Below are 18176 nucleotides of genomic sequence, written 5' to 3'. Positions count from 1 at the left end.
TCTGCTGCCAGCGTCCCTGCCGTGGCTACGCGAGGTGCTCGCCGGTGAAGTCCTGAAACCCGAAGGCCCGGAAGCGAGGGGGGCGCCCGTGGTGATGGGAGACGTTGTGTTGCTCGGCGCATGCACGCGCCTGTTCCTTGTCGGGGAACACCACGCCGTAGCGATGCCCATCGCACATGCTGAGGTAGGCGCGGCCCTCACTGCCGTAGACCGGGGTGACGAATGCCCCGCCTGAAGAATTCATCGCTCTCCTCCTTCTCTTACGGCTTACCCGATCCGGACTCGTGCGAACCACCCCCTGCGCCTCCTCACGGCCCGGGTATACCCGCTGGAAAGGCGGTCGAACCGTGGAAGCCCGAGATCGGCCTCTCGACCTCTGCACCGGACGGGAGCAGGATGAGGCTGTGACGACGGCTCGGCCAGGCAGAAATGAACCCACGGCAATGACCCAAAACCAGCGCCGAGTCCTGTTCGTCGCTGTCTGCTCGAGCTGCCTGGTGATCCTCGACGGGAGCGCCGTCAACCTCGCGCTCCCGGCAATGGGCCGAGAGCTTGGCGGCGGGCTCGCATTTCAGCAGTGGGTCGTGGACGGCTACCTCCTCACCCTCGGCGCGCTGATCCTTGCGGCGGGCACGGTCGCGGACCGTTATGGACGTGCTCGACTGCTTGAAATCGGGATCGTCGCGTTTGCGGTGACGTCTCTCATCTGCGGTCTGTCGTGGAACGCCTGGATGCTGGTGGGGGCGCGGGTCCTCCAAGGCACGGCCGCGGCGGTCGTGACGCCCAGCGCACTCGCGCTCATCATGGCGTCCGCCGCGGGAGGAGTGCGAGCCCGCATGATCGGGCAGTGGACCGCGTGGACGGCCGCCGCGTCGGTCGCCGCACCGTTCGTGGGCGGAGCAGCCGTCGACCTTGCGACGTGGCGGCTCGTCTTCCTCGTCAACATTGTGCCCTCGGCTCTCATGTGGCGTCCGCTCACGATTCTTCGCCGCGAGGCGCCCCGGCAGGAACCCGCGGGTCGGCTCGACGCCCTCGGGGCGGCGCTGGCCGTCGTCGGCCTCGGTGGCCTGGTGCTCGGCCTGATCGAGCAGGGTGCATCGGGGTGGGGGAGCCCTTGGGTGATCGGGTGTCTCCTCGTCGGCGTCGCGGGTTGCGTCGCCTTCGTCGCCCGCCAGCACACCGCGGCGTCGCCCATGCTCCCGCTCGGTTTGTTCCGTGAGCGCAACTTCGCCGCGGGCAACCTGGCGACCCTGTGGGCCTACGGAGGCTTGGGAATGAGCTTCTTCGTGCTGGGCCTGTACCTGCAGCAGAGGATGGGGCTGCGCGCGTTCGAGGCGGGGCTCGGGCTGCTGCCGGCGACCCTGTGCCTCCTCTTCCTGTCGCCGACGGCGGCACGTCTGGGTGCCCGGATCGGGCCGCGGCTGCCCATGGCTCTTGGGCCCGCACTGGCCGCTTGCTCGTCCGCGTGGATGGCGTTCGAAGTGCCGCCGCTGAATTACTGGCGGGATATCCTTGCGCCCGTCGTGCTGTTCGGCCTCGGTCTTGCGCTCATGGTCGCCCCCCTCACCTCCGCCGTTCTCGGGGCCGTCCCGGCTGAGGATTCCGGTATCGGCTCGGCGGTGAACAACGCCGTCGCCCGCATTGCCTCGCTCGTGTGCATTGCTGCGGCCGGCGGGATCATGGGCGGGAAGGTGGACGACGCCGGGTTCCGCCGAGGCTTGCTGGCCACGGGCCTGCTTCTCGCAGCAAGCGCCGTCAGCTCGGCCATCTGGATCCGCAACCCGGCGCGCGGCGAAACCGGCCTCGGGGACGGGGGACTTTCCGGCGAGGCGGCGAGCCAGACCGGGGACTGACGGCGACGACGCGTGTCAGGCGTGCTCGAGTGTGCAGCCCTCGTGTGGCACCCGGCTGTGGACCCACAGGGACGAAGCGATCGTGTCGGGGACGTCGAATTCGTGGGCGCTGCTCCCTGCCCCGATCCGGACCACGAGCGGACCGCCGAACGGCTTCCGACGGACCACGTGGACCGCAGTGTCCAGCACGATGTGCTCTCGGGCGAGATAGCGCAGCATCTCGGGATCGTCGTCGCTGATCCGGGTGATCAGGCCCTCGTGGCCCGGGTCAAGGTCGCCGAGGGGGAGCGCCGGCGGGTGCTCGACGCGCCCGGTCGGGCTCGGGATCGGGTCTCCGTGCGGGTCCCGGTCTGGGTGCCCGAGCTTTTCGGCGAGTCTTTCGACGAACGTGTCGGACACGGCGTGCTCGAGCTGTTCCGCCTCGTCGTGGACCTCATCCCAGCGGTAGCCGAGCTCCTGGACGAGGAACGTTTCGAGAAGACGGTGGCGCCGCACCATCGTGAGGGCGAGGCGTTCCCCCTCGGACGTGAGGCGGACAGCACCGTAGGGGCGGTGGTCCACGAGGCCTTGGTCCTTGAGCTTGCGGACCATCTCGGAGACGGACGAGTTCGCGACGCCGAGGCGCGCTGCGAGCTGGGACGACGTGATGGGCTTGTCCTGCCATTCCGTGAACGAGTAGATCACCTTCACGTAATCCTCGATCGAGGAGGATGGCTGGCTCTTCACCCTTCCAAGCCTACCGTCAGGCGATTGGCACGAAGGTGAGCCACAGGAGAGTGAGATTGAGCGCGATGACGAGCCCGGCGCTCGTCCACGACGCTGCCTTGAGAAGCGCCGAGGACGCGAACGCGCCCACGAGGCGACGTTCAGACGTGAGCCTGATGAGCGGGACGAGCGCGAACGGAATGCCGAAGCTCAAGACGACCTGGCTGACGACGAGCGAGAGCGTCGGGTCGACGCCGAGCGCGAGGAGCAGCACGGATGGGACAAGTGTCAGGGCACGCCGCAGCACGACCGGGATGCGCCGTTGGAGCAGGCCGTCCATGATGGTGGCGCCCGCATACGAACCGACGGCGCTGGAGGCCAGGCCGCTTGCCAGGAGCCCCACGGCGAACACCGTCCCCACGAGCGGCCCGAGCGCGCTCGTAATCGCCGCGTGAGCGCCCTCGATGGTGTCGGTGCCGCCCCGTCCGCCCAGGGTCGAGGCGGCGAGGAGGAGCATCCCGACGTTGACGACGCCGGCGATGCCGAGAGCGATGAGGACGTCCAGCCGCGTGCCGCGGAGGAGTCGGGCGACGGCGGTCGCTGGCACGTGGGTGTGCGGGTCGGCGCGGTGCCGGTCCCGGGAAAGCGCCGAGTGCACGTAGATAGCGTGCGGCATGACCGTAGCGCCCAGCATCGACGCGGCCAGCAGGAGCGTGTCGGGCCCTTCGAAATGCGGCACGAGGCCCCCGGCGACGCCTGCTGGCGAGGGCGGGCTCACGATGAGCCCCGCGAGGAATCCGATGGTGATGACGGCGAGGAGGCCGATGATCGCCAGTTCGAAGCGCTGCTGCGTCCGGTGGTCTTGGATGGCCAGGATGCCCAGGGAGACGGCGCCCACGATGACGGCGCCGACTGGCAGGGGAACGCGGAACAGGAGTTGGAGGGCGATCGCGCCGCCCACCACCTCCGCGAGATCGGTCGCGAGCGCGACGACCTCGGCCTGGAGCCAGAAGAGCCGCCTGCCGCGCGGCTTGAGCCGTTCGCTCAGGAGTTCTGGGAGCGTCCTGCCCGTGACGATCCCGAGTTTCGCCGACTGGTACTGGATGAGCATGGCCATCACGTCCGCGATGACAAGCACCCACACGAGGAGGTAGCCGTAGCGCGCGCCGGCCGTGAGATTGGCAGCGACGTTGCCCGGGTCGACGTAGGCGATCGATGCGACGAAGGCAGGACCGAGGAGGCCTGCGGCAAGACGCCACGCCGCGCGGCGGGGGGCCCGCGCCGCGGTGTCGCGGGTCGTCCTGCTCATCCTTGCCACCCCCACGCCGGGACCCGCCGTCTGTTGGGACGGTCTTTGATGCGCCTTATCCGATAATTTCGGCTGACCTAAATCTAAGCCTCAGGCGCTGGCGAAGACAAGGTGCCGGGCGGGGTGGCCTACGGCTGGGCGGGAAAGGCCCGCCAGACCTGCGTGACGTACGGGAGCGCGACCACCTCTCGGTCCTCGTGGCCCAGATGCTCGTGGAGGTACCAGTCGAGGTTCGCCTCGACTCGCGCCCGGTGTTTGGCTGACGCCCGCAGGTAGTAGCTCCGTGACTTGGCGAGCTCGACGATGCCGAGAGTGCTCGTGGGTTCCTGCCAGCGGAATACCGCCGACTCCCATCCCGTCAGCTCGGGGCCTGCCGGGGGATGGTAGTCCGGCTTGTGGACGTCGCCGGCATGCATGATCCGCGAGAGGCGGTGCACCCAGGGGACCGACGTGTCGAGCTGGTTCCACACGAGCGCGGCACAGCCCCCCGGCGCAAGGAGCCGGACCACTTCCCGGGTTGCCGCGGGAACGTCGAACCAATGCCAGGCCTGTGCTGCCACGACGAGGTCAGCCGAGGCGGCAGGGAGCCCGGTGGACTCGGCGGTACCGACCACGGCGTGGATCCGCGGGTACAGGCGTCTCAGCTCGCCGAGCATGTCGGGGCTCGGATCCACAGCGGTCACCTCGAGCCCGCGCGCAGACAGCAGGCCCGAGAGCTTGCCGGTCCCAGCTCCCAGGTCGACGGCGGTGAGGGCTCCGGGCAGCACGAGCCAGTCGACGGCGGCCTCGGGATACCCGGGCCGCACCCTCTCGTAGTGCTCTCCGCCAGCCATGAAGGCTTGGGCGAGTTCCCGCCGTCGTCGATCGTCGAACTTGGGTCCGCCGCGTGCCATGCCTTCTTCCTCCCGGAAAGCTGTCTTCTCCGCGGAGGAATCTACCCGGGAGGCCGCCATGGCTGCACCTCGGCGGATGCGATGCGCTCAGTCCTCCACAGCGCACGGAGCGGCACCGGCCGTGCCAGGGAGGTTGGGCGCCCAATCGGGGAATGGGCGCGAATCGTCGACCGGAACCCAGCGGCCGGCGTCGACTGCGTAGTCGAGCCGCAGGCCCCGCTCCACGAGCTCGCGCACCCCCGTCACGAGCCGCTCGACGTCCTCGAGCCGCGAGCCGAGACCGAAACTCGCACGGAGCGAACCCGAAGCGAGACCGAGCCGACGGAGGGCAGGGTGAGCGCAGAAACGGCCGTCACGGAGGCCCACGCCATGCTCGGCCGAGAGATACGCTGCCGCGAGCCCCGCGTCGTGGCCCTCGATGGAGAAATTGACGATGCCCACTGAACCGCGGGAGACAGGGCCGGCACCAGGATCTGAGTCTTCGAAGAGCCGGTGCACAGTGACGCCCTCAATCTGCCCGAGTCCCGTTACCAGCGTGTCTCTGAGCTGCTGCTCGTGGTGGTACCACGACTCCACGTCGAGGCTCCCCAGGACCTGCGCGGCCTTGGCGAGGGTTGCGGCGCCGAGCACGTTGGGGGACCCGGCCTCGTGCCGCGCCGGCCCGTCCGCCCAAGCCACCGAGTCGAGGCGCACTTCGCGGACAGCGCCTCCCCCCGCGAGGTGCGGCCGCCCGCTGTCGAGCCAATCCCGCCGGCCCACGAGGACGCCGGCGCCAAACGGCGCGTAGAGCTTGTGGCCCGAGAGCGCAAGGTAGTCGATGTCCGCTGCCGCGACGCCGATGCGGCGATGCGGCGCGAGCTGGGCGGCGTCGACCGCGATCCGGGCTCCGTGTTCGTGGGCAAGTGCTGCGAGCTCCGCGATCGGCAGGATCTCGCCGGTGATGTTCGAGGCGCCCGTGACGGCGACGAGGCTGATCTCCCCGGCTTTGAGCCATGCCCGCACGCGTTCGAGCGTCTCGGAGAGCGTGCGGGCGGCGACGACGCTCCGGTGAGGTCGGCCTTGCCACGGCAGGAGGTTGGCGTGGTGCTCTATGTCGAGGTACAGGACGTCGCCAGCCGCCGGGAGGCAGCTGGCGAGCAGGTTGAGCGAGTCCGTCGTATTGCGGGTGAAGACCACCTCGTCGTCCGGTCGGCCGCCGACGAACTCGCGGACGATGGTGCGCGCGTTCTCGTAGAGCGACGTGCTGACCTGCGACGCGTAGCCGGCGCCACGATGGACGCTCGCGTAGAACGGGAGGACCTCGTTCAGATGAGCCGCAACCTCGCTGAGGGCGGGCGCGGACGCGGCATAGTCGAGGTTCACGTAGCGGGTGCTCCCGCCGCCCACGAGGGGGGTGACCAGCTCGGCCCCGACGACGTCCGCCATCGGATGGGTGGCGTCGCCAGGGACGGCGGCACCGTTGGCCGGCGCAGGAGTTCCTGCGGAAGAAGCGGCCTTCGCGGGGGACGGAGAAACGACGGTGGGTGTGCTCACGGTGCACCTCAGGGTCGGGGCCCCGCCTCGCGGGGGCCGCGCTTGCCAGATCCGCTCCGGACTGGCCTGGTCGTCACCCGGGGCACCCCGCCGCGTTGGAGGGTTGCCGGCCAGCAAGCCGGGGCTTCGCGCTGGCACTCGTGACCTTGGGGATGAGACTAGAGGACGACGACGGCCGGCCTCCAGCCGGTCGACGCGTGTTACAGCTCGTTAAGGCGGCGCATGCCTGCACCGCGCGGCGGCTTCACGAGTTCAGGAGGTCGTCGTGCTCAGGGTTCAGGCGCCGCAGCACGTCCGAGTGGAGAATGCCGTTCGTCGCGAGGGCGTTGCTGCCCCACGGGCCCTCGACGCCTTCGAGGGACGTGAAACGGCCCCCGGCTTCGGTGACGATCGGCACGAGCGCGGCCATGTCGTACAGCGCGAGCTCGGGCTCGGTTGCGATGTCCACCGCGCCCTCCGCGACAAGGCAATACGACCAGAAGTCTCCGTACGCGCGGGTACGCCACACATCTTCCGTGAGCGTCAGGAAATTCCCGAGGCTTCCCCGTTCGCGCCACCCGGAAAGGCTTGAGTACGAGAGTGAAGCGTCCTCGACACGCGCTACGTCCGAGACCTTGAGCCGCGTCGCGGCGGCGAGCGAGCGCCCGGTGTAGGCGCCGGCGCCCTTTGCGGCCCACCATCTGCGTCCCAGGGCAGGGGCACTCACGACGCCGACGACGATCTCGTCCCCGTCCGCAAGCGCGATGAGCGTGGCCCACACAGGCACCCCCCGCACGAAGTTCTTCGTCCCGTCGATGGGGTCGATGATCCAGCGGCGGGCGCCGTGGCCGGTCGTGCCGAACTCTTCGCCGATCACCGCGTCCCGCGGGCGCGAGCGAGAGAGCTGCCCGCGGATGGCCTCCTCTGCCGCGCGGTCCGCGTCGGTGACGGGTGTGAGGTCCGGCTTCGTCTCCACCCGGAGGTCGATGGCCTTGAACCGATCCATCGTCTGGGCGTCCACGGAGTCGGCGAGTACATGGGCCAGACGGAGATCGTCGGTGTAGCCTTCGGCGGCACGGGTCATGGGACCCACGCTATCGCCTCCGGTACCCGGCGAGTGGGAGGTTCCGGGCTCAGAGTGTGCCGAGCTCCTTGGCGTCGGCCGCCTCGTCGCGCGGGCTTGCGACCAGCAGTCGGCGGAACGACGCGAGCCTCGCCGGGCCCTGGGGACCCGCTTTTCCGCGTGCGACCCAGCCGTCCAGCCCGCACTCGACGGCGCTCGCGTCGTGCCGGCACCCGCGGGCACAGTCCTCGGTTCCGGGCTCGAGGTCGGGGAACGCGCGCAGGATGCGGTCGGGATCGACGTGCGCGAGCCCGAAGGAGCGGATGCCGGGGGTATCGATGATCCAGCTTCCGGGCGGTGCCCCTTCAAGCCGGAGTGCCAGCGCGGACGACGACGTGTGCCGGCCGCGGCCCGTCACGGCGTTGACGCCGCCGGTGGCGCGCCGCGCCCCCGTGAGCGCGTTGACCATGGTCGACTTCCCGACGCCCGAGTGGCCGAGGAGCACGGTCACCTTGCCATCGAGCTCCCGGCGCAGCCGGGCGACGGCGTCGTCGTCGAGCCGGACGCCGTGGACCTCCGGCTCGGTGCCGGCTTCCGCGCCGAGCGCGCCGCCCTCGGGCTCCTCGGCCTCCTCGGCCGTCCGACTGACGACGACGGAGAGCGGCAGGAGCTCGTAGTTCGCCAAGAGCGGGGCCGGGTCCCTGAGATCGGCCTTCGTGACAAGCAGGAGGGGCTCGATTCCCGCGTCATACGCTGCGACGAGGGCTCGGTCGATGAATCCCGTGCGCGGCTCGGGGTTGGCCGCCGCGACGACGATCACGAGCTGGTCCGCGTTGGCGACGACGACGCGCTCGATGGGGTCGTCGTCGTCCGCGCTCCGCCTCAGTACCGTCCGGCGATCCAGGACCCGCACGAGGCGCGCCAGCGTGTCGGGCCGCCCGCTCACGTCGCCGACGAGCCCGACGAAGTCTCCGGGAACGACCGCCGTGCGGCGCAGTTCGCGGGCCCTCGCGGCGATGACGACCCGCTCCTCGGGGGTGTCCTCGGCGACGACCGCGGTGTAGCGCCCGCGATCGACCGTGATGATGCGGCCGGTCACGGCGTCTTCGTGGCTCGGCCGGTCCTTCGTCCGAGGACGGCTTCCGCGCTTGTTGGGACGGACTCTGACATCGCTCTCGTCCCACTCCCGGGCTGCCATCCGGCTAGGGAGCCTTGACGGTCTCGTTCGGGGCCGGGACGTCGCCGGAGGCCTCCCGCTGGGCGGCACCGTCACCCAGCATGCGGGCCCACATCTGAGGGAACTCGGGCATCGTCTTGGACGTCGTCCCGATGTCCTCGACCTCGACGCCCTCCACCGCGAGGCCCCAGATGGCGCCCGCGGTCGCCATCCGGTGATCCGCGTAGCTGTGCACGACCCCGCCGTGGAGCCTGGCAGGTCGGATGACGAGTCCGTCGGCCGTCTCTTCCGCGTCGCCCCCAAGCCGGGTGATCTCCGTGACGAGGGCCGCGAGCCGGTCCGTCTCGTGACCGCGGAGATGCGCGATGCCCGTGAGCCGGGACGGGGTCTCGGCGAGCGCACACAGCGCGGCGACGGTCGGCGCGAGCTCGCTCGTCTCGGCGAGCTCGGCGCCCACGATGCGTTCGCCGCCGCGCACGGTGAGTGTGCCGCCGTCGAGCGTCACCTCGGCCCCGAGCTGGGGGAGGATCTTCCGCCACGCGTCGCCGACCTGCGTTGTGTGCTCGGGCCAATTCGGAACGCGGACGGTCCCTCGGGTGGCGAGCGCGGCCGCGAGGAACGGCCCTGCGTTCGAAAGGTCCTGCTCGATGCGGACGTCGAAGGCACGGATCGGCCCGGGCTTGACGATCCACCGATGGGGGACGGAGTCGTTGACCTCGACGCCAAGCTCCCGCAGGACGCTCACCGTCATGGCAATGTGATCGAGGCTGGGCACAGGCTTGCCCACGTGCTCTAGATGGAGGCCTTCGTCGAAGCGGGCCCCGGCCAGCAGGAGCGCCGAGACGAACTGGCTGGACCCGCTCGCGTCGACCACGACGTGGCCGCCGGATACCGAGCCGGTTCCGTGCACGACGAACGGGAGGGACGTGGGGCGGCGTCCGTCGGGGGAGGAGAGGTCGACGCCGAGCCCCTCGAGCGCGTCGATGACCGCGCCCATCGGCCGGACCCGCGCGTGGGGGTCGCCGTCGAAAGCGATCTCGCCGCGGCACAGCGCGGCGAGCGGTGGAACGAAGCGCATGACGGTTCCGGCGAGCCCGCAGTCGATCGCGACGTCGCCCAGGCCCCCGCCCCGGCCGAGCGGGATCGGCGTGATCTCCAGGTCGGGGCCGAAGTCCCCGTCGCCGGCCACTTCGGTGACGGTCGCGCCGAGCGCTCTCAGCGCGGCGACCATGAGGGCCGAGTCGCGCGAGTGCAACGGGGCGCGCAGCCGGCTGGGTCCCTCCGCGAGGGCCGCGAGAACCAGATACCGATTGGTGAGGGACTTCGAGCCCGGAACGGTCACGGTTGCGTCGACTGGCCGGCGCGCAAAGGGCGCCGGCCAGGGCGCCGGAGCGCTCACGCGAAACTGCCGGGGGACAGCTGGTGGGCGGCGGACTTCGCCGCCTTCGCGGCGTCTTCCTTCGCAGCGAGGGCGGCCTTCAGTGCCTCCTCACGCGCACTCTTCGCCGCCTTGAGGGCGTCGGCTTTCACGTGTTGTGCCTTCTTGGCAGCCTCTTTCGCCGCCTTTGCTGCGTCAGCGCGCACCGACTTCGTCGTGCGGGCCGCGTCGGAGCCCACGGAGCGGGCAGCCTTCGCGGCGTCCGCGCGCACGCCCTTCGTGGTCTTCGCGGCGTCCGCCGCGAGGTGCTGGGCACGCCACGCGAGGCTCGGATTCCCGGCCGTGTCGACAGAGGCGAGCATGACGCCGCCCACGAGCGAGACGTTGCGGAGGAGCCGGCCGCGACGGGCCGAGCGAAGCTCCTGGGAGCCGATGTCCGCCGTGCGCCATTCGACGAAGGTGTTGAGGGCGCTCGTGAGGGCCAGCACCGAGGCAGAGAGCCGCGGTGCCTTGCCGAGCGCGAACAGCACTCCCGCGCCCAACTGGCTCGCGCCCACCGCCCGGGCCAGGGTCTTCTCGTCGACGCGCACAGGGAGCGCGTCTGCGGCCCGACGCAGGACCGGCGAGAGCTGCTCGGCAGTCTCATCCGCGTTCTTGAGCTTGTCCACGCCCGCGACGATGAACGAGGAAGCGAGCAGGGGTCGAGCGAGGAAACGAACTACCGACATGGGGCCTCCTACGTGGATTTCCGTGGCTAGATAGGCTTTCCAGCTGCTCCAGTCTTGCACTTTCAGGGAATATTTTCCCTTTACCCAGAGTTGCCGCTTTAGTCGAGCACGCCAACTGGAGAAGGAGAGCCCGTGCTGGTCTTGGACCGCCCGCGTCCCGCCCCGCCAGTAGACTGGACCGCAATGAGCACCGTCGAATCCATCGAGCCCGACGAGCCTGCGGACGGTTTCACCGCTGGCAAGGGTCCTGGCGAGGAAACCCCCGAAGAGCGGCGTGAGCGCTTCGAGCGCGACGCCATGCAGTACGTTGACCAGCTGTACTCGGCGGCCATGCGGATGGCGCGCAACCAAGCCGATGCCGAGGACCTGGTCCAGGAGGCGTACGCGAAGGCCTTCGCCGCCTTCCACCAGTACAAGCCGGGCACCAACCTCAAGGCCTGGCTCTACCGGATCCTGACGAACACCTACATCAATCTCTACCGGAAGCGCCAGCGCGAACCTCAGCAGGCGCAGACGGACACGGTCGAGGACTGGCAGCTCGCGCGGGCGGAATCCCATTCGTCGACCGGCCTCCGCTCGGCCGAGGCGGAGGCGCTCGACCACCTGCCGGACTCGGACGTCAAGGACGCGCTGCAGTCGATCCCCGAGGAGTTCCGGCTCGCGGTGTACTTCGCCGATGTCGAAGGCTTCGCCTACAAGGAGATCTCGGACATCATGGGGACACCCATCGGCACCGTCATGTCGCGCCTTCACCGGGGGAGGAAGCTCCTCCGTGACCGGCTTGCGGACTACGCCGCGGATCGAGGCTTTGCCGGCGCCCGGGCGGCAGCGGGAGTGGACTCGGACACGAGCAAGCAGGAGAAGGAACAATGAGCAACTGTCAGGGACTCGGAGACTGCGACGAATCGCGCCTCGAGCGCCTCTACGAATACCTTGACGGCGCCCTTCCGGCTGCCGATGTCGCGGAAATCCGCGCGCACCTCGAAGGCTGTGTCGAGTGCCGAGAGGAGCACAATCTCGAGTGCATGATCCGCAGCGCGATGAAGCGCAGCTGCGCCGAGCAGGCTCCCGCCGCGCTCAAGGCCAGCATTCTCGAGAAGATCCATTCGATCCGCGCGGAGGCCGAGGCTGCGGAGGTCTGAGGATCCGCGAAGATGCGAAGAGAGGGCCCGGAGCGGAAGCTCCGGGCCCTCTCTTCGCACCACGGGCGCCTTCAAGGCGTCCTGCAGGTTGCTCAGGCGTTGGGGCGCTTCCCGTGGTTCGCGCCGCCCTTCTTGCGGTCACGGCGCTTGCGTGCACGCTTGCTCATAGGTGGCCTCCTTCCGACTCAGTGACATGTGGCCCAGAGGCCCCCAATATCCTCCCATAGACCAGCGGAGGTACCTAAACGGGGTGGCCTCGGCGAGCGCGCCGGGTCAGCGGCGGAGGGAGTTTCGGACCGCGATCCGCGCTTGATCGAGCACAGTCCGGAGCGTTTCGAGCGTCACGTCGGTGACAGGCTCACGGGCGGCATGGCTTCGGAGCTCGACCCGCACGTCGTCCCGGAAGGCTTGGACGAGCATCTCCGCTTCCTTGAGCCGCCCCTGGCTCTCCCTGCTGAACCTCTCGGGAGAGGGCCACGACGTCGCCGCGTTCGGCTCCCCCGTGCGAGCGGACGACGCCGGGGCGTCGCCTCTGGTGGTGCGTCCCGCCGTCGTCCGGGGCTCGCCGCGGACCTCGCGCGATGTGTCCTTGGCTCGCAGCCGAGCGGTCTCGGCGCTTGCTGCAAGGTCGGCCCGCAGGCCCCGCATGCTCGCGCGCAGCTCGTCCCGCAGGGTGTCGGCGAGGCGCCGGACCGACGCGCTGATGTCCTGCTCGACGTCCGCGAGCTCGTCGCGTCGCGCGTCGAGTTCGGCGCGGCCGGCGTCCGTGATGCGGTAGACGCTTCGGCGGCCCTCCGACTCGGCGGCCACGAGTCCTTCCTCCTGGAGCTTCGCGAGGCGCGGATACACCGTTCCGGGGCTCGGCGCGTACGTGCCGCCGAAGCGGTCGCTCAGGGCCTTGATGAGCTCGTATCCGTGCCGGGGCCCATCCTCCAGGAGGGCCAGGAGATACAGCCGGAGCGCGCCGTGGGCGAAGACTGGTGGCGTCACTCGGCGGCCCGCCCTGGGTCATGGTCGTTTCCGGCCTCGGGTGCCGAGACACGGTCGGCGGCATGGACCACGGACACGTCGCCGGACACCGTGTTCGTGCGCAGGAGCATGAGCTGGAGGTCGTTGCCGAGGATCGTCTCGAGCTTGCCCTTGATTGAGGTGAAGCGGGTTTCGCCCACGACGACGCGGCCCGAGACAGTGGTGGCCGCGAGGTCCACGCCGATGTCGCGGGGGAGGCGAATCGTGACGTCTCCGCTCACCGTGCTCGCGCCCAGCGAATGGCAGTAGCCCTCCGTGTCGAAGACCAGGTCTCCTGAGACCGACTTGGCCCGAACGTCCCTGAGCTTGCCCGACGCCGTGATCTCGCCGGAGACGGTGTTGGCCGTCAGGATTCCCTCGTGGTTCCGGGCGATGACGTCCCCGCTCACGGTGTTGAGGTGGAGCTCTCCCTCGGTTCCATCCCCGAGGACGGAGCCCGAGACGGTATTGAGCTTCGTGACGGGCCCGGTGCCTGAGACGAGACCGTCACCCCCGACGGTTCCGATTTCGACCGGAGTTCCGGCGGGTACCGCGATGGAGATCACGGCCCGGTTCTCGCTCGTTCCGGAGACGGTCCCCATGAGGTTCTTGAACCAGCCCTCGAGCCCGTGCAGCTGGTGCCGCACCTCGAGCCGGCCATCGTGGAGGCTCACGGCGACGGGGTCGCCGTGGACCTCGCTGACCTCGATCACGGCGTCGTCGGCCTCATGCACGATGACGTCGAGGCGTCCGCCGACGATCCCGGCCCGCAGCGAGCGCACCCCGTCCACCGTGATGGTCTGCGGTTCCGAGATGCTCCAGCTCTCCTCAGACATGGTCCCTCCTCACCGGGCGCCGCCGCGATCCCGGAAACACGTTATAACTCGACGTTGGAAACACGATATATCTCGTTTCTCGACATGACAAGCCCCTTCTCGGGAACGTGCCCCGGCTACTGCGGCTGAGGGAGGCGCAGCCAGGGGAACCAGCCCCGGTGGAGGACGAGCCACGCAATGAGGCCGTAGCCCGCCTGCCCCGGCGCGCCAGCGTTCGCGGCGAGATCGCCGCGCCACTGTTCGTGGTTGAGGAGCGGCGAGAAGGTGTCGACGTAGTAGTGCTTGCGGCGCGTCGTCACATCGGCGAATGCCGTGTTGAGCTCGGCCAGCCTGCGGTTCTGTGCGGGATCCAGCGTGGGCGGAGGCCCGACCACGAACACCTCGGCGCTATTCTGCGCTGCGCTGTCGAGGATGTTGGCGACGTTGAGCCGGCTGCGGGCGGGGGAGATGCCGAATTCGATGTCGCGGCCTGAGAGCCCGATCACCAGACGATTCTCGAAGCCGTTCCCGAACCGGCGCTGCGCTTCGTCGAGCCAACGGGACGAGAGCGTTTCCGTTCCCTCCTCCGGCGCCGCGAGAACGTAGCTCTCCAGAGTGAGCTCGTCCCTGGGCGTGCGGGCGAGGACCCGGCCCAGCCAGCCGAGCGCCCGGGGATCCCCGTTGCCCGCCAGCAGTTCATCGCCGATCGCCGCGAGGCGAACCTTCCTCTCGTGCGCCATGCGCCCCTCCCAGTGACCAGCCTCCGCCGCGCGCCAGCACGACTCCTTCGGCTCCCGAGTCTAGCGAACGCAGGGCCTGCTGCCGGGGACGCCGTGCGCCTCGCCGGACGACGGCGGCCCGCACCTTCGCAGGGGGCCGCCGTCGTTCTGAGGATTCTGGCGCGCTACGCGCTACGCGTTGGCCGGAACCCCTTCGCGGAAGCAGAGCTCGAGGAGGGTCGACTCCTCGGCCGAGTGCCGCTTCATGGAGCCCGCGGACGTGGCCGCCGAGGCGGGACGGGACACGACCCGCAGCGGCCGATCGAGGGTCGGCGCCAGATTGAGCGCGAGGTACGTCCACGCGCCCTGGTTGTTCGGCTCGTCCTGAGCCCAGACGACCTCGGCGTTCGGGTACTTCGCGAGCTCTGCCGCGATCTCCGCCTGTGGCAGCGGGTAGAGCTGCTCGACGCGGACGATCGCCGTCGTGGCGTCCTTCGCCTTCGTGCGTGCCGCAAGGAGGTCGTAGTACAGGCGCCCAGAAACGAGCAGGACGCGCTCGACCCGCTGAGCATCGAGGTTCTCGTACTCGGGAATCACGGGGCGGAACCGACCCGTCGTGAACTCCTCGACCGGCGACGAGGCCGCCTTGAGCCGGAGGAGCTGCTTCGGCGTGAAGACGATGAGCGGCTTCCGTGGCCGGCTGTAGGCCTGGCGGCGCAGGAGGTGGAAGTGCGATGCCGGGGTGCTCGGGTGCGCGACGATCATGTTGTCCTCGGCACACAGCTGGAGGAAGCGCTCGATGCGGGCCGACGAATGGTCGGGGCCCTGGCCCTCGTAGCCGTGCGGAAGGAGCATGACGAGCGAGGACCGCTGGCCCCACTTCTGCTCGGCCGAGGAGATGAACTCGTCGATCACCGTCTGGGCCCCGTTGACGAAGTCACCGAACTGGGCTTCCCACAGCACGAGCGCCTCGGGGCGCTCTACCGAGTAGCCGTACTCGAAGCCGAGGGCGGCATACTCCGAGAGCGAGGAGTCGTAGATGGAGAGCTTCGCCTGCTCGTCCGAGAGGTTCGCGAGCGGTGTCCACTCGGCGCCCGTCGTCCGGTCGTGGAAGACCGCGTGGCGCTGCACGAACGTGCCGCGACGCGAGTCCTGACCGGCGAGTCGGACCGGCACGCCTTCCGAGACGAGCGAACCGAAGGCCGCGAGCTCGCCGAAGCCCCAGTCGATCCCACCGTCGCGCGACATCTGCTCGCGCCGCTCGAGGAGCTGCTTGAGCTTGGGGTGGACGGTGAAGGCGTCGGGGATCTCGAGATGCGAGTGGCCGATGCGGGAGAGCAGCTCGGCGCTGATCGCCGTCGACTCGGGGCGCTGTTCGCCGGAGTCCTCCTGCTGCTGCGAGATCGGACGCTCGAGGTCGGAGACAGCCTTGAGGTCGCTCGTGACGATCGGGATCGGCGACGTCTGCGCGGCGTGGGTTTCCGCGAAGACGCGCTCGAGGCGCTCCTGGTAGTCGCGGAGCAGCTGCTCCGCCTCTTCCTGGGTGATGTCGCCGCGGCCGATGAGGCTCTCGGTGTAGAGCTTGCGGACCGAGCGCTTCGCCTCGATGAGGTTGTACATGAGCGGCTGAGTCATCGACGGGTCGTCGCCCTCGTTGTGTCCGCGACGCCGGTAGCACACGAGGTCGATGACGACGTCCTTGTGGAAGCGCTCGCGGAAGCGGTAGGCGAGCTGCGCCACGCGGACGACGGCCTCGGGGTCATCGCCGTTCACGTGGAAGATCGGCGCCTGCACCATCTTCGCGACGTCGGTGGAGTACACGGACGAGCGCGAGGCCGACGGCGACGTCGTGAAGCCGACCTGGTTGTTGACGATGATGTGGATCGTTCCGCCAGTGCGGTAGCCGCGGAGCTGCGAGAGGTTGAGCGTCTCCGCGACCACGCCCTGCCCGGCGAATGCCGCGTCCCCGTGGACGAGGATCGGCAGGACGGGGAATGCCTCGCCAGCATCGAGCCGATCCTGCTTGGCCCGGACGATGCCTTCGAGGACCGGGTCGACTGCCTCAAGGTGCGAGGGGTTGGCGGCGAGGTAGACCTTCGTCTTCTTCCCGTTCTCCGCCGTGAACGTCCCCTCGGTGCCGAGGTGGTACTTCACGTCGCCCGAGCCCTGGACGCTGCGCGGGTCCTGGGTGCCCTCGAACTCGCGGAACACCTGGGCGTAGGTCTTGCCGGCGATGTTCGTGAGGACGTTGAGGCGGCCGCGGTGCGCCATGCCGATTCCGACCTCGTCGAGGCCGTCTTCAGCGGCCTCGGAGAGGATCGCGTCGAGCATCGGGATGAGCGATTCGCCGCCTTCGAGCGAGAACCGCTTCTGGCCGACGAACTTGGTCTGGAGGAAGGTCTCGAACGCCTCCGCGGCGTTGAGCCGGGAGACGATGCGGAGCTGCTCCTCGCGGCTCGGCTTCTTGTACGGATGTTCGATCTCGTCCTGGAACCACTTGCGCTCGGCCGGCTCCTGGAGGTGCATGTACTCCGTGCCGGTCGTGCGGCAGTAGGCGTCCCGGAGCACACCGAGGATGTCGCGGAACTTCATCTTCGGCTTGCCGCCGAATCCGCCGGTCGGCCATTCGCGGTCGAGGTCCCAGAGCGTGAGTCCATACGTGAGGACATCGAGGTCGGGGTGGCGGCGCTGGACGTATTCGAGCGGGTTCGTGTCGGCCATGAGGTGGCCGCGGACGCGATACGCGTGGATGAGCTGCTGGATCCGGGCCACCTTGTTGATGGTGTCCTCGGGGTTGATCTGCAGGTCGGGGCTCCAGCGCACGGGCTCGTACGGGATCCGCAGGGATTCGAAGATCTCGTCGTAGAAGCCCTGCTCGCCCAGCAGGAGCTGGTGGACGATGCGGAGGAACTCGCCCGAGCCGGCGCCCTGGATGACGCGGTGGTCGTAGGTCGACGTGAGCGTGATGATCTTGCCCACCGCCTGGAGCGCGAGCGTCTTCTCGGACGCGCCCTGGAACTCGGCCGGGTATTCGAGGGCGCCGACGCCGACGATCGCTGCCTGGCCCTTGGAGAGGCGCGGGACCGAGTGGACGGTTCCGATCCCGCCGGGGTTCGTGAGCGAGACCGTCGTGCCCGCATAGTCGTCCGCCGTGAGCTTGCCCAGACGAGCGCGCTTGATGAGGTCCTCGTACGTGTGCCAGAACTCCGAGAAGTTCATCGTCTCGGCCTTCTTGACGTTCGGGACCACGAGGAGGCGCGTTCCGTCGTCCTTCGGCAGATCGATGGCAATGCCGAAGTTGACGTGGGAGTGCTGGATCGCGACCGGCTTGCCGTCCACCACGTCGTAGCTGACGTTCATGGACGGCATGAGCTTCAGCGCGCGGATCACGGCGAAGCCGATGAGGTGCGTGAAGGACACCTTGCCGCCGCGGACGCGCGTGAGGTGGTTGTTGATGACGATGCGGTTGTCCATGAGGAGCTTCGCGGGGACGGCGCGCACGGTCGTGGCCGTGGGAACCTCGAGGCTCGAGATCATGTTGGCCGCGATGGCCTTGGCGGGGCCGCGAAGGGTCGTGACGACATCTTCCTCGACGGTCTCGTCCTTGGCCTTCTTCGGCAGCTGGGCGGGGATCGGGCCGCTCGCCGAGGGCTTGGCCCCGTCCCGGACGACGGCGGCAGCGCCCTTCTTCGGGGCAGCGGCCGAGGGAGACGGCTGGGCCGGGGCCGAAGCGGTCTGGGCCGGCGCCGCGGGAGCGGACTTCGGAGGAACTGGGGGCTGCGCAGGGGCCGTCTGCGCGGGCGCGGAAGGCGCGGGCTCGGCCGAGGCCGGAGCCGGCGTCGTCGGCAACTGCCTCGTGAGGGTGTCTACGGTC

General features: G+C 69.4%; 16 protein-coding genes, 1 pseudogene and 1 riboswitch. Of the genes and pseudogenes, 3 read left to right on the top strand and 14 right to left on the bottom strand.

Annotated elements, in window-relative coordinates; genetic code table 11:
• Nucleotides 1-25: 25 nt before the first annotated feature.
• Nucleotides 26-244: a hypothetical protein gene (locus V7053_RS09075; RefSeq protein ID WP_334171954.1), complete on the bottom strand. Its 219-nt coding sequence runs from the start codon at nucleotides 242-244 to the stop codon at nucleotides 26-28.
• A gap of 199 nt (nucleotides 245-443) precedes the next feature.
• Between V7053_RS09075 and V7053_RS09070 the strand changes: the two genes are divergently transcribed.
• The gene (locus V7053_RS09070; RefSeq protein ID WP_334171953.1) at nucleotides 444-1853 is read left to right on the top strand and encodes an MFS transporter; all 1410 of its coding nucleotides are present in this window, start codon (nucleotides 444-446) and stop codon (nucleotides 1851-1853) included.
• A gap of 15 nt (nucleotides 1854-1868) precedes the next feature.
• Here the strand turns inward: V7053_RS09070 and V7053_RS09065 are convergent, their stop codons facing one another.
• From V7053_RS09065 to V7053_RS09030, 8 genes and pseudogenes are all read right to left on the bottom strand, one after another.
• Nucleotides 1869-2579, bottom strand: a complete 711-nt coding sequence (locus tag V7053_RS09065) for a metal-dependent transcriptional regulator (RefSeq protein WP_334171952.1) — start codon at nucleotides 2577-2579, stop codon at nucleotides 1869-1871.
• A gap of 16 nt (nucleotides 2580-2595) precedes the next feature.
• Complete coding sequence (locus V7053_RS09060; RefSeq protein ID WP_334171951.1) at nucleotides 2596-3867, bottom strand: Nramp family divalent metal transporter; 1272 nt, start codon at nucleotides 3865-3867, stop codon at nucleotides 2596-2598.
• A gap of 128 nt (nucleotides 3868-3995) precedes the next feature.
• Nucleotides 3996-4760, bottom strand: a complete 765-nt coding sequence (locus V7053_RS09055; RefSeq protein ID WP_334171950.1) for a class I SAM-dependent methyltransferase — start codon at nucleotides 4758-4760, stop codon at nucleotides 3996-3998.
• An 87-nt stretch (nucleotides 4761-4847) separates the two neighbouring features.
• Complete coding sequence (locus V7053_RS09050; RefSeq protein ID WP_334171949.1) at nucleotides 4848-6293, bottom strand: aminotransferase class V-fold PLP-dependent enzyme; 1446 nt, start codon at nucleotides 6291-6293, stop codon at nucleotides 4848-4850.
• A gap of 33 nt (nucleotides 6294-6326) precedes the next feature.
• Nucleotides 6327-6439, bottom strand: a riboswitch (SAM riboswitch).
• 98 nt (nucleotides 6440-6537) lie between these two features.
• A complete protein-coding gene (hisN, locus tag V7053_RS09045) occupies nucleotides 6538-7356 on the bottom strand; it encodes a histidinol-phosphatase (protein WP_334171948.1) in 819 nt (272 codons plus the stop codon).
• Between the two features lie 49 nt (nucleotides 7357-7405).
• Nucleotides 7406-8533: a ribosome small subunit-dependent GTPase A gene (rsgA, locus tag V7053_RS09040; protein ID WP_334171947.1), complete on the bottom strand. Its 1128-nt coding sequence runs from the start codon at nucleotides 8531-8533 to the stop codon at nucleotides 7406-7408.
• 4 nt (nucleotides 8534-8537) lie between these two features.
• On the bottom strand, nucleotides 8538-9911 hold the full coding sequence (gene aroA, locus V7053_RS09035) for a 3-phosphoshikimate 1-carboxyvinyltransferase (protein ID WP_334171946.1): 1374 nt from the start codon (nucleotides 9909-9911) through the stop codon (nucleotides 8538-8540).
• 230 nt (nucleotides 9912-10141) lie between these two features.
• Nucleotides 10142-10618 (bottom strand): annotated as a pseudogene (locus V7053_RS09030) (DoxX family protein); the annotation flags it as partial.
• 183 nt (nucleotides 10619-10801) lie between these two features.
• Between V7053_RS09030 and V7053_RS09025 the strand changes: the two are divergent.
• Complete coding sequence (locus V7053_RS09025) at nucleotides 10802-11491, top strand: sigma-70 family RNA polymerase sigma factor (protein ID WP_334171945.1); 690 nt, start codon at nucleotides 10802-10804, stop codon at nucleotides 11489-11491.
• Nucleotides 11488-11760 (top strand): mycothiol system anti-sigma-R factor, encoded by a 273-nt coding sequence (gene rsrA / locus V7053_RS09020; protein ID WP_334171944.1) that lies wholly within the window; start codon nucleotides 11488-11490, stop codon nucleotides 11758-11760. The genes V7053_RS09025 and rsrA overlap by 4 nt, the downstream gene beginning before the upstream one ends.
• 92 nt (nucleotides 11761-11852) lie before the next feature.
• On the opposite strand, the gene V7053_RS19050 is transcribed toward rsrA, so the two are convergent.
• From V7053_RS19050 to V7053_RS09000, 5 genes are all read right to left on the bottom strand, one after another.
• Nucleotides 11853-11927 carry a 50S ribosomal protein bL37 gene (locus tag V7053_RS19050; protein WP_096498094.1) on the bottom strand — a complete coding sequence of 25 codons (75 nt, stop codon included), beginning with the start codon at nucleotides 11925-11927 and terminating at the stop codon, nucleotides 11853-11855.
• 106 nt (nucleotides 11928-12033) lie between these two features.
• The gene (locus V7053_RS09015; protein ID WP_334171943.1) at nucleotides 12034-12750 is read right to left on the bottom strand and encodes a PadR family transcriptional regulator; all 717 of its coding nucleotides are present in this window, start codon (nucleotides 12748-12750) and stop codon (nucleotides 12034-12036) included.
• A complete protein-coding gene (locus tag V7053_RS09010; RefSeq protein ID WP_334171942.1) occupies nucleotides 12747-13604 on the bottom strand; it encodes a DUF4097 family beta strand repeat-containing protein in 858 nt (285 codons plus the stop codon). Before V7053_RS09010 ends, V7053_RS09015 begins: the two co-directional genes overlap by 4 nt.
• A 116-nt stretch (nucleotides 13605-13720) precedes the next feature.
• A complete protein-coding gene (locus V7053_RS09005) occupies nucleotides 13721-14323 on the bottom strand; it encodes a GDSL-type esterase/lipase family protein (RefSeq protein WP_334171941.1) in 603 nt (200 codons plus the stop codon).
• A 171-nt stretch (nucleotides 14324-14494) separates the two neighbouring features.
• Nucleotides 14495-18176: multifunctional oxoglutarate decarboxylase/oxoglutarate dehydrogenase thiamine pyrophosphate-binding subunit/dihydrolipoyllysine-residue succinyltransferase subunit (locus V7053_RS09000; RefSeq protein WP_334171940.1), on the bottom strand; the 3682-nt coding region annotated here is incomplete at its 5' end.

This window comes from Sinomonas sp. (assembly GCF_036848755.1).
Classification (GTDB): domain Bacteria; phylum Actinomycetota; class Actinomycetes; order Actinomycetales; family Micrococcaceae; genus Sinomonas.
Note: the sequence above shows the minus strand (reverse complement) of the source record. Positions and strands in the feature narration are given on the sequence as shown.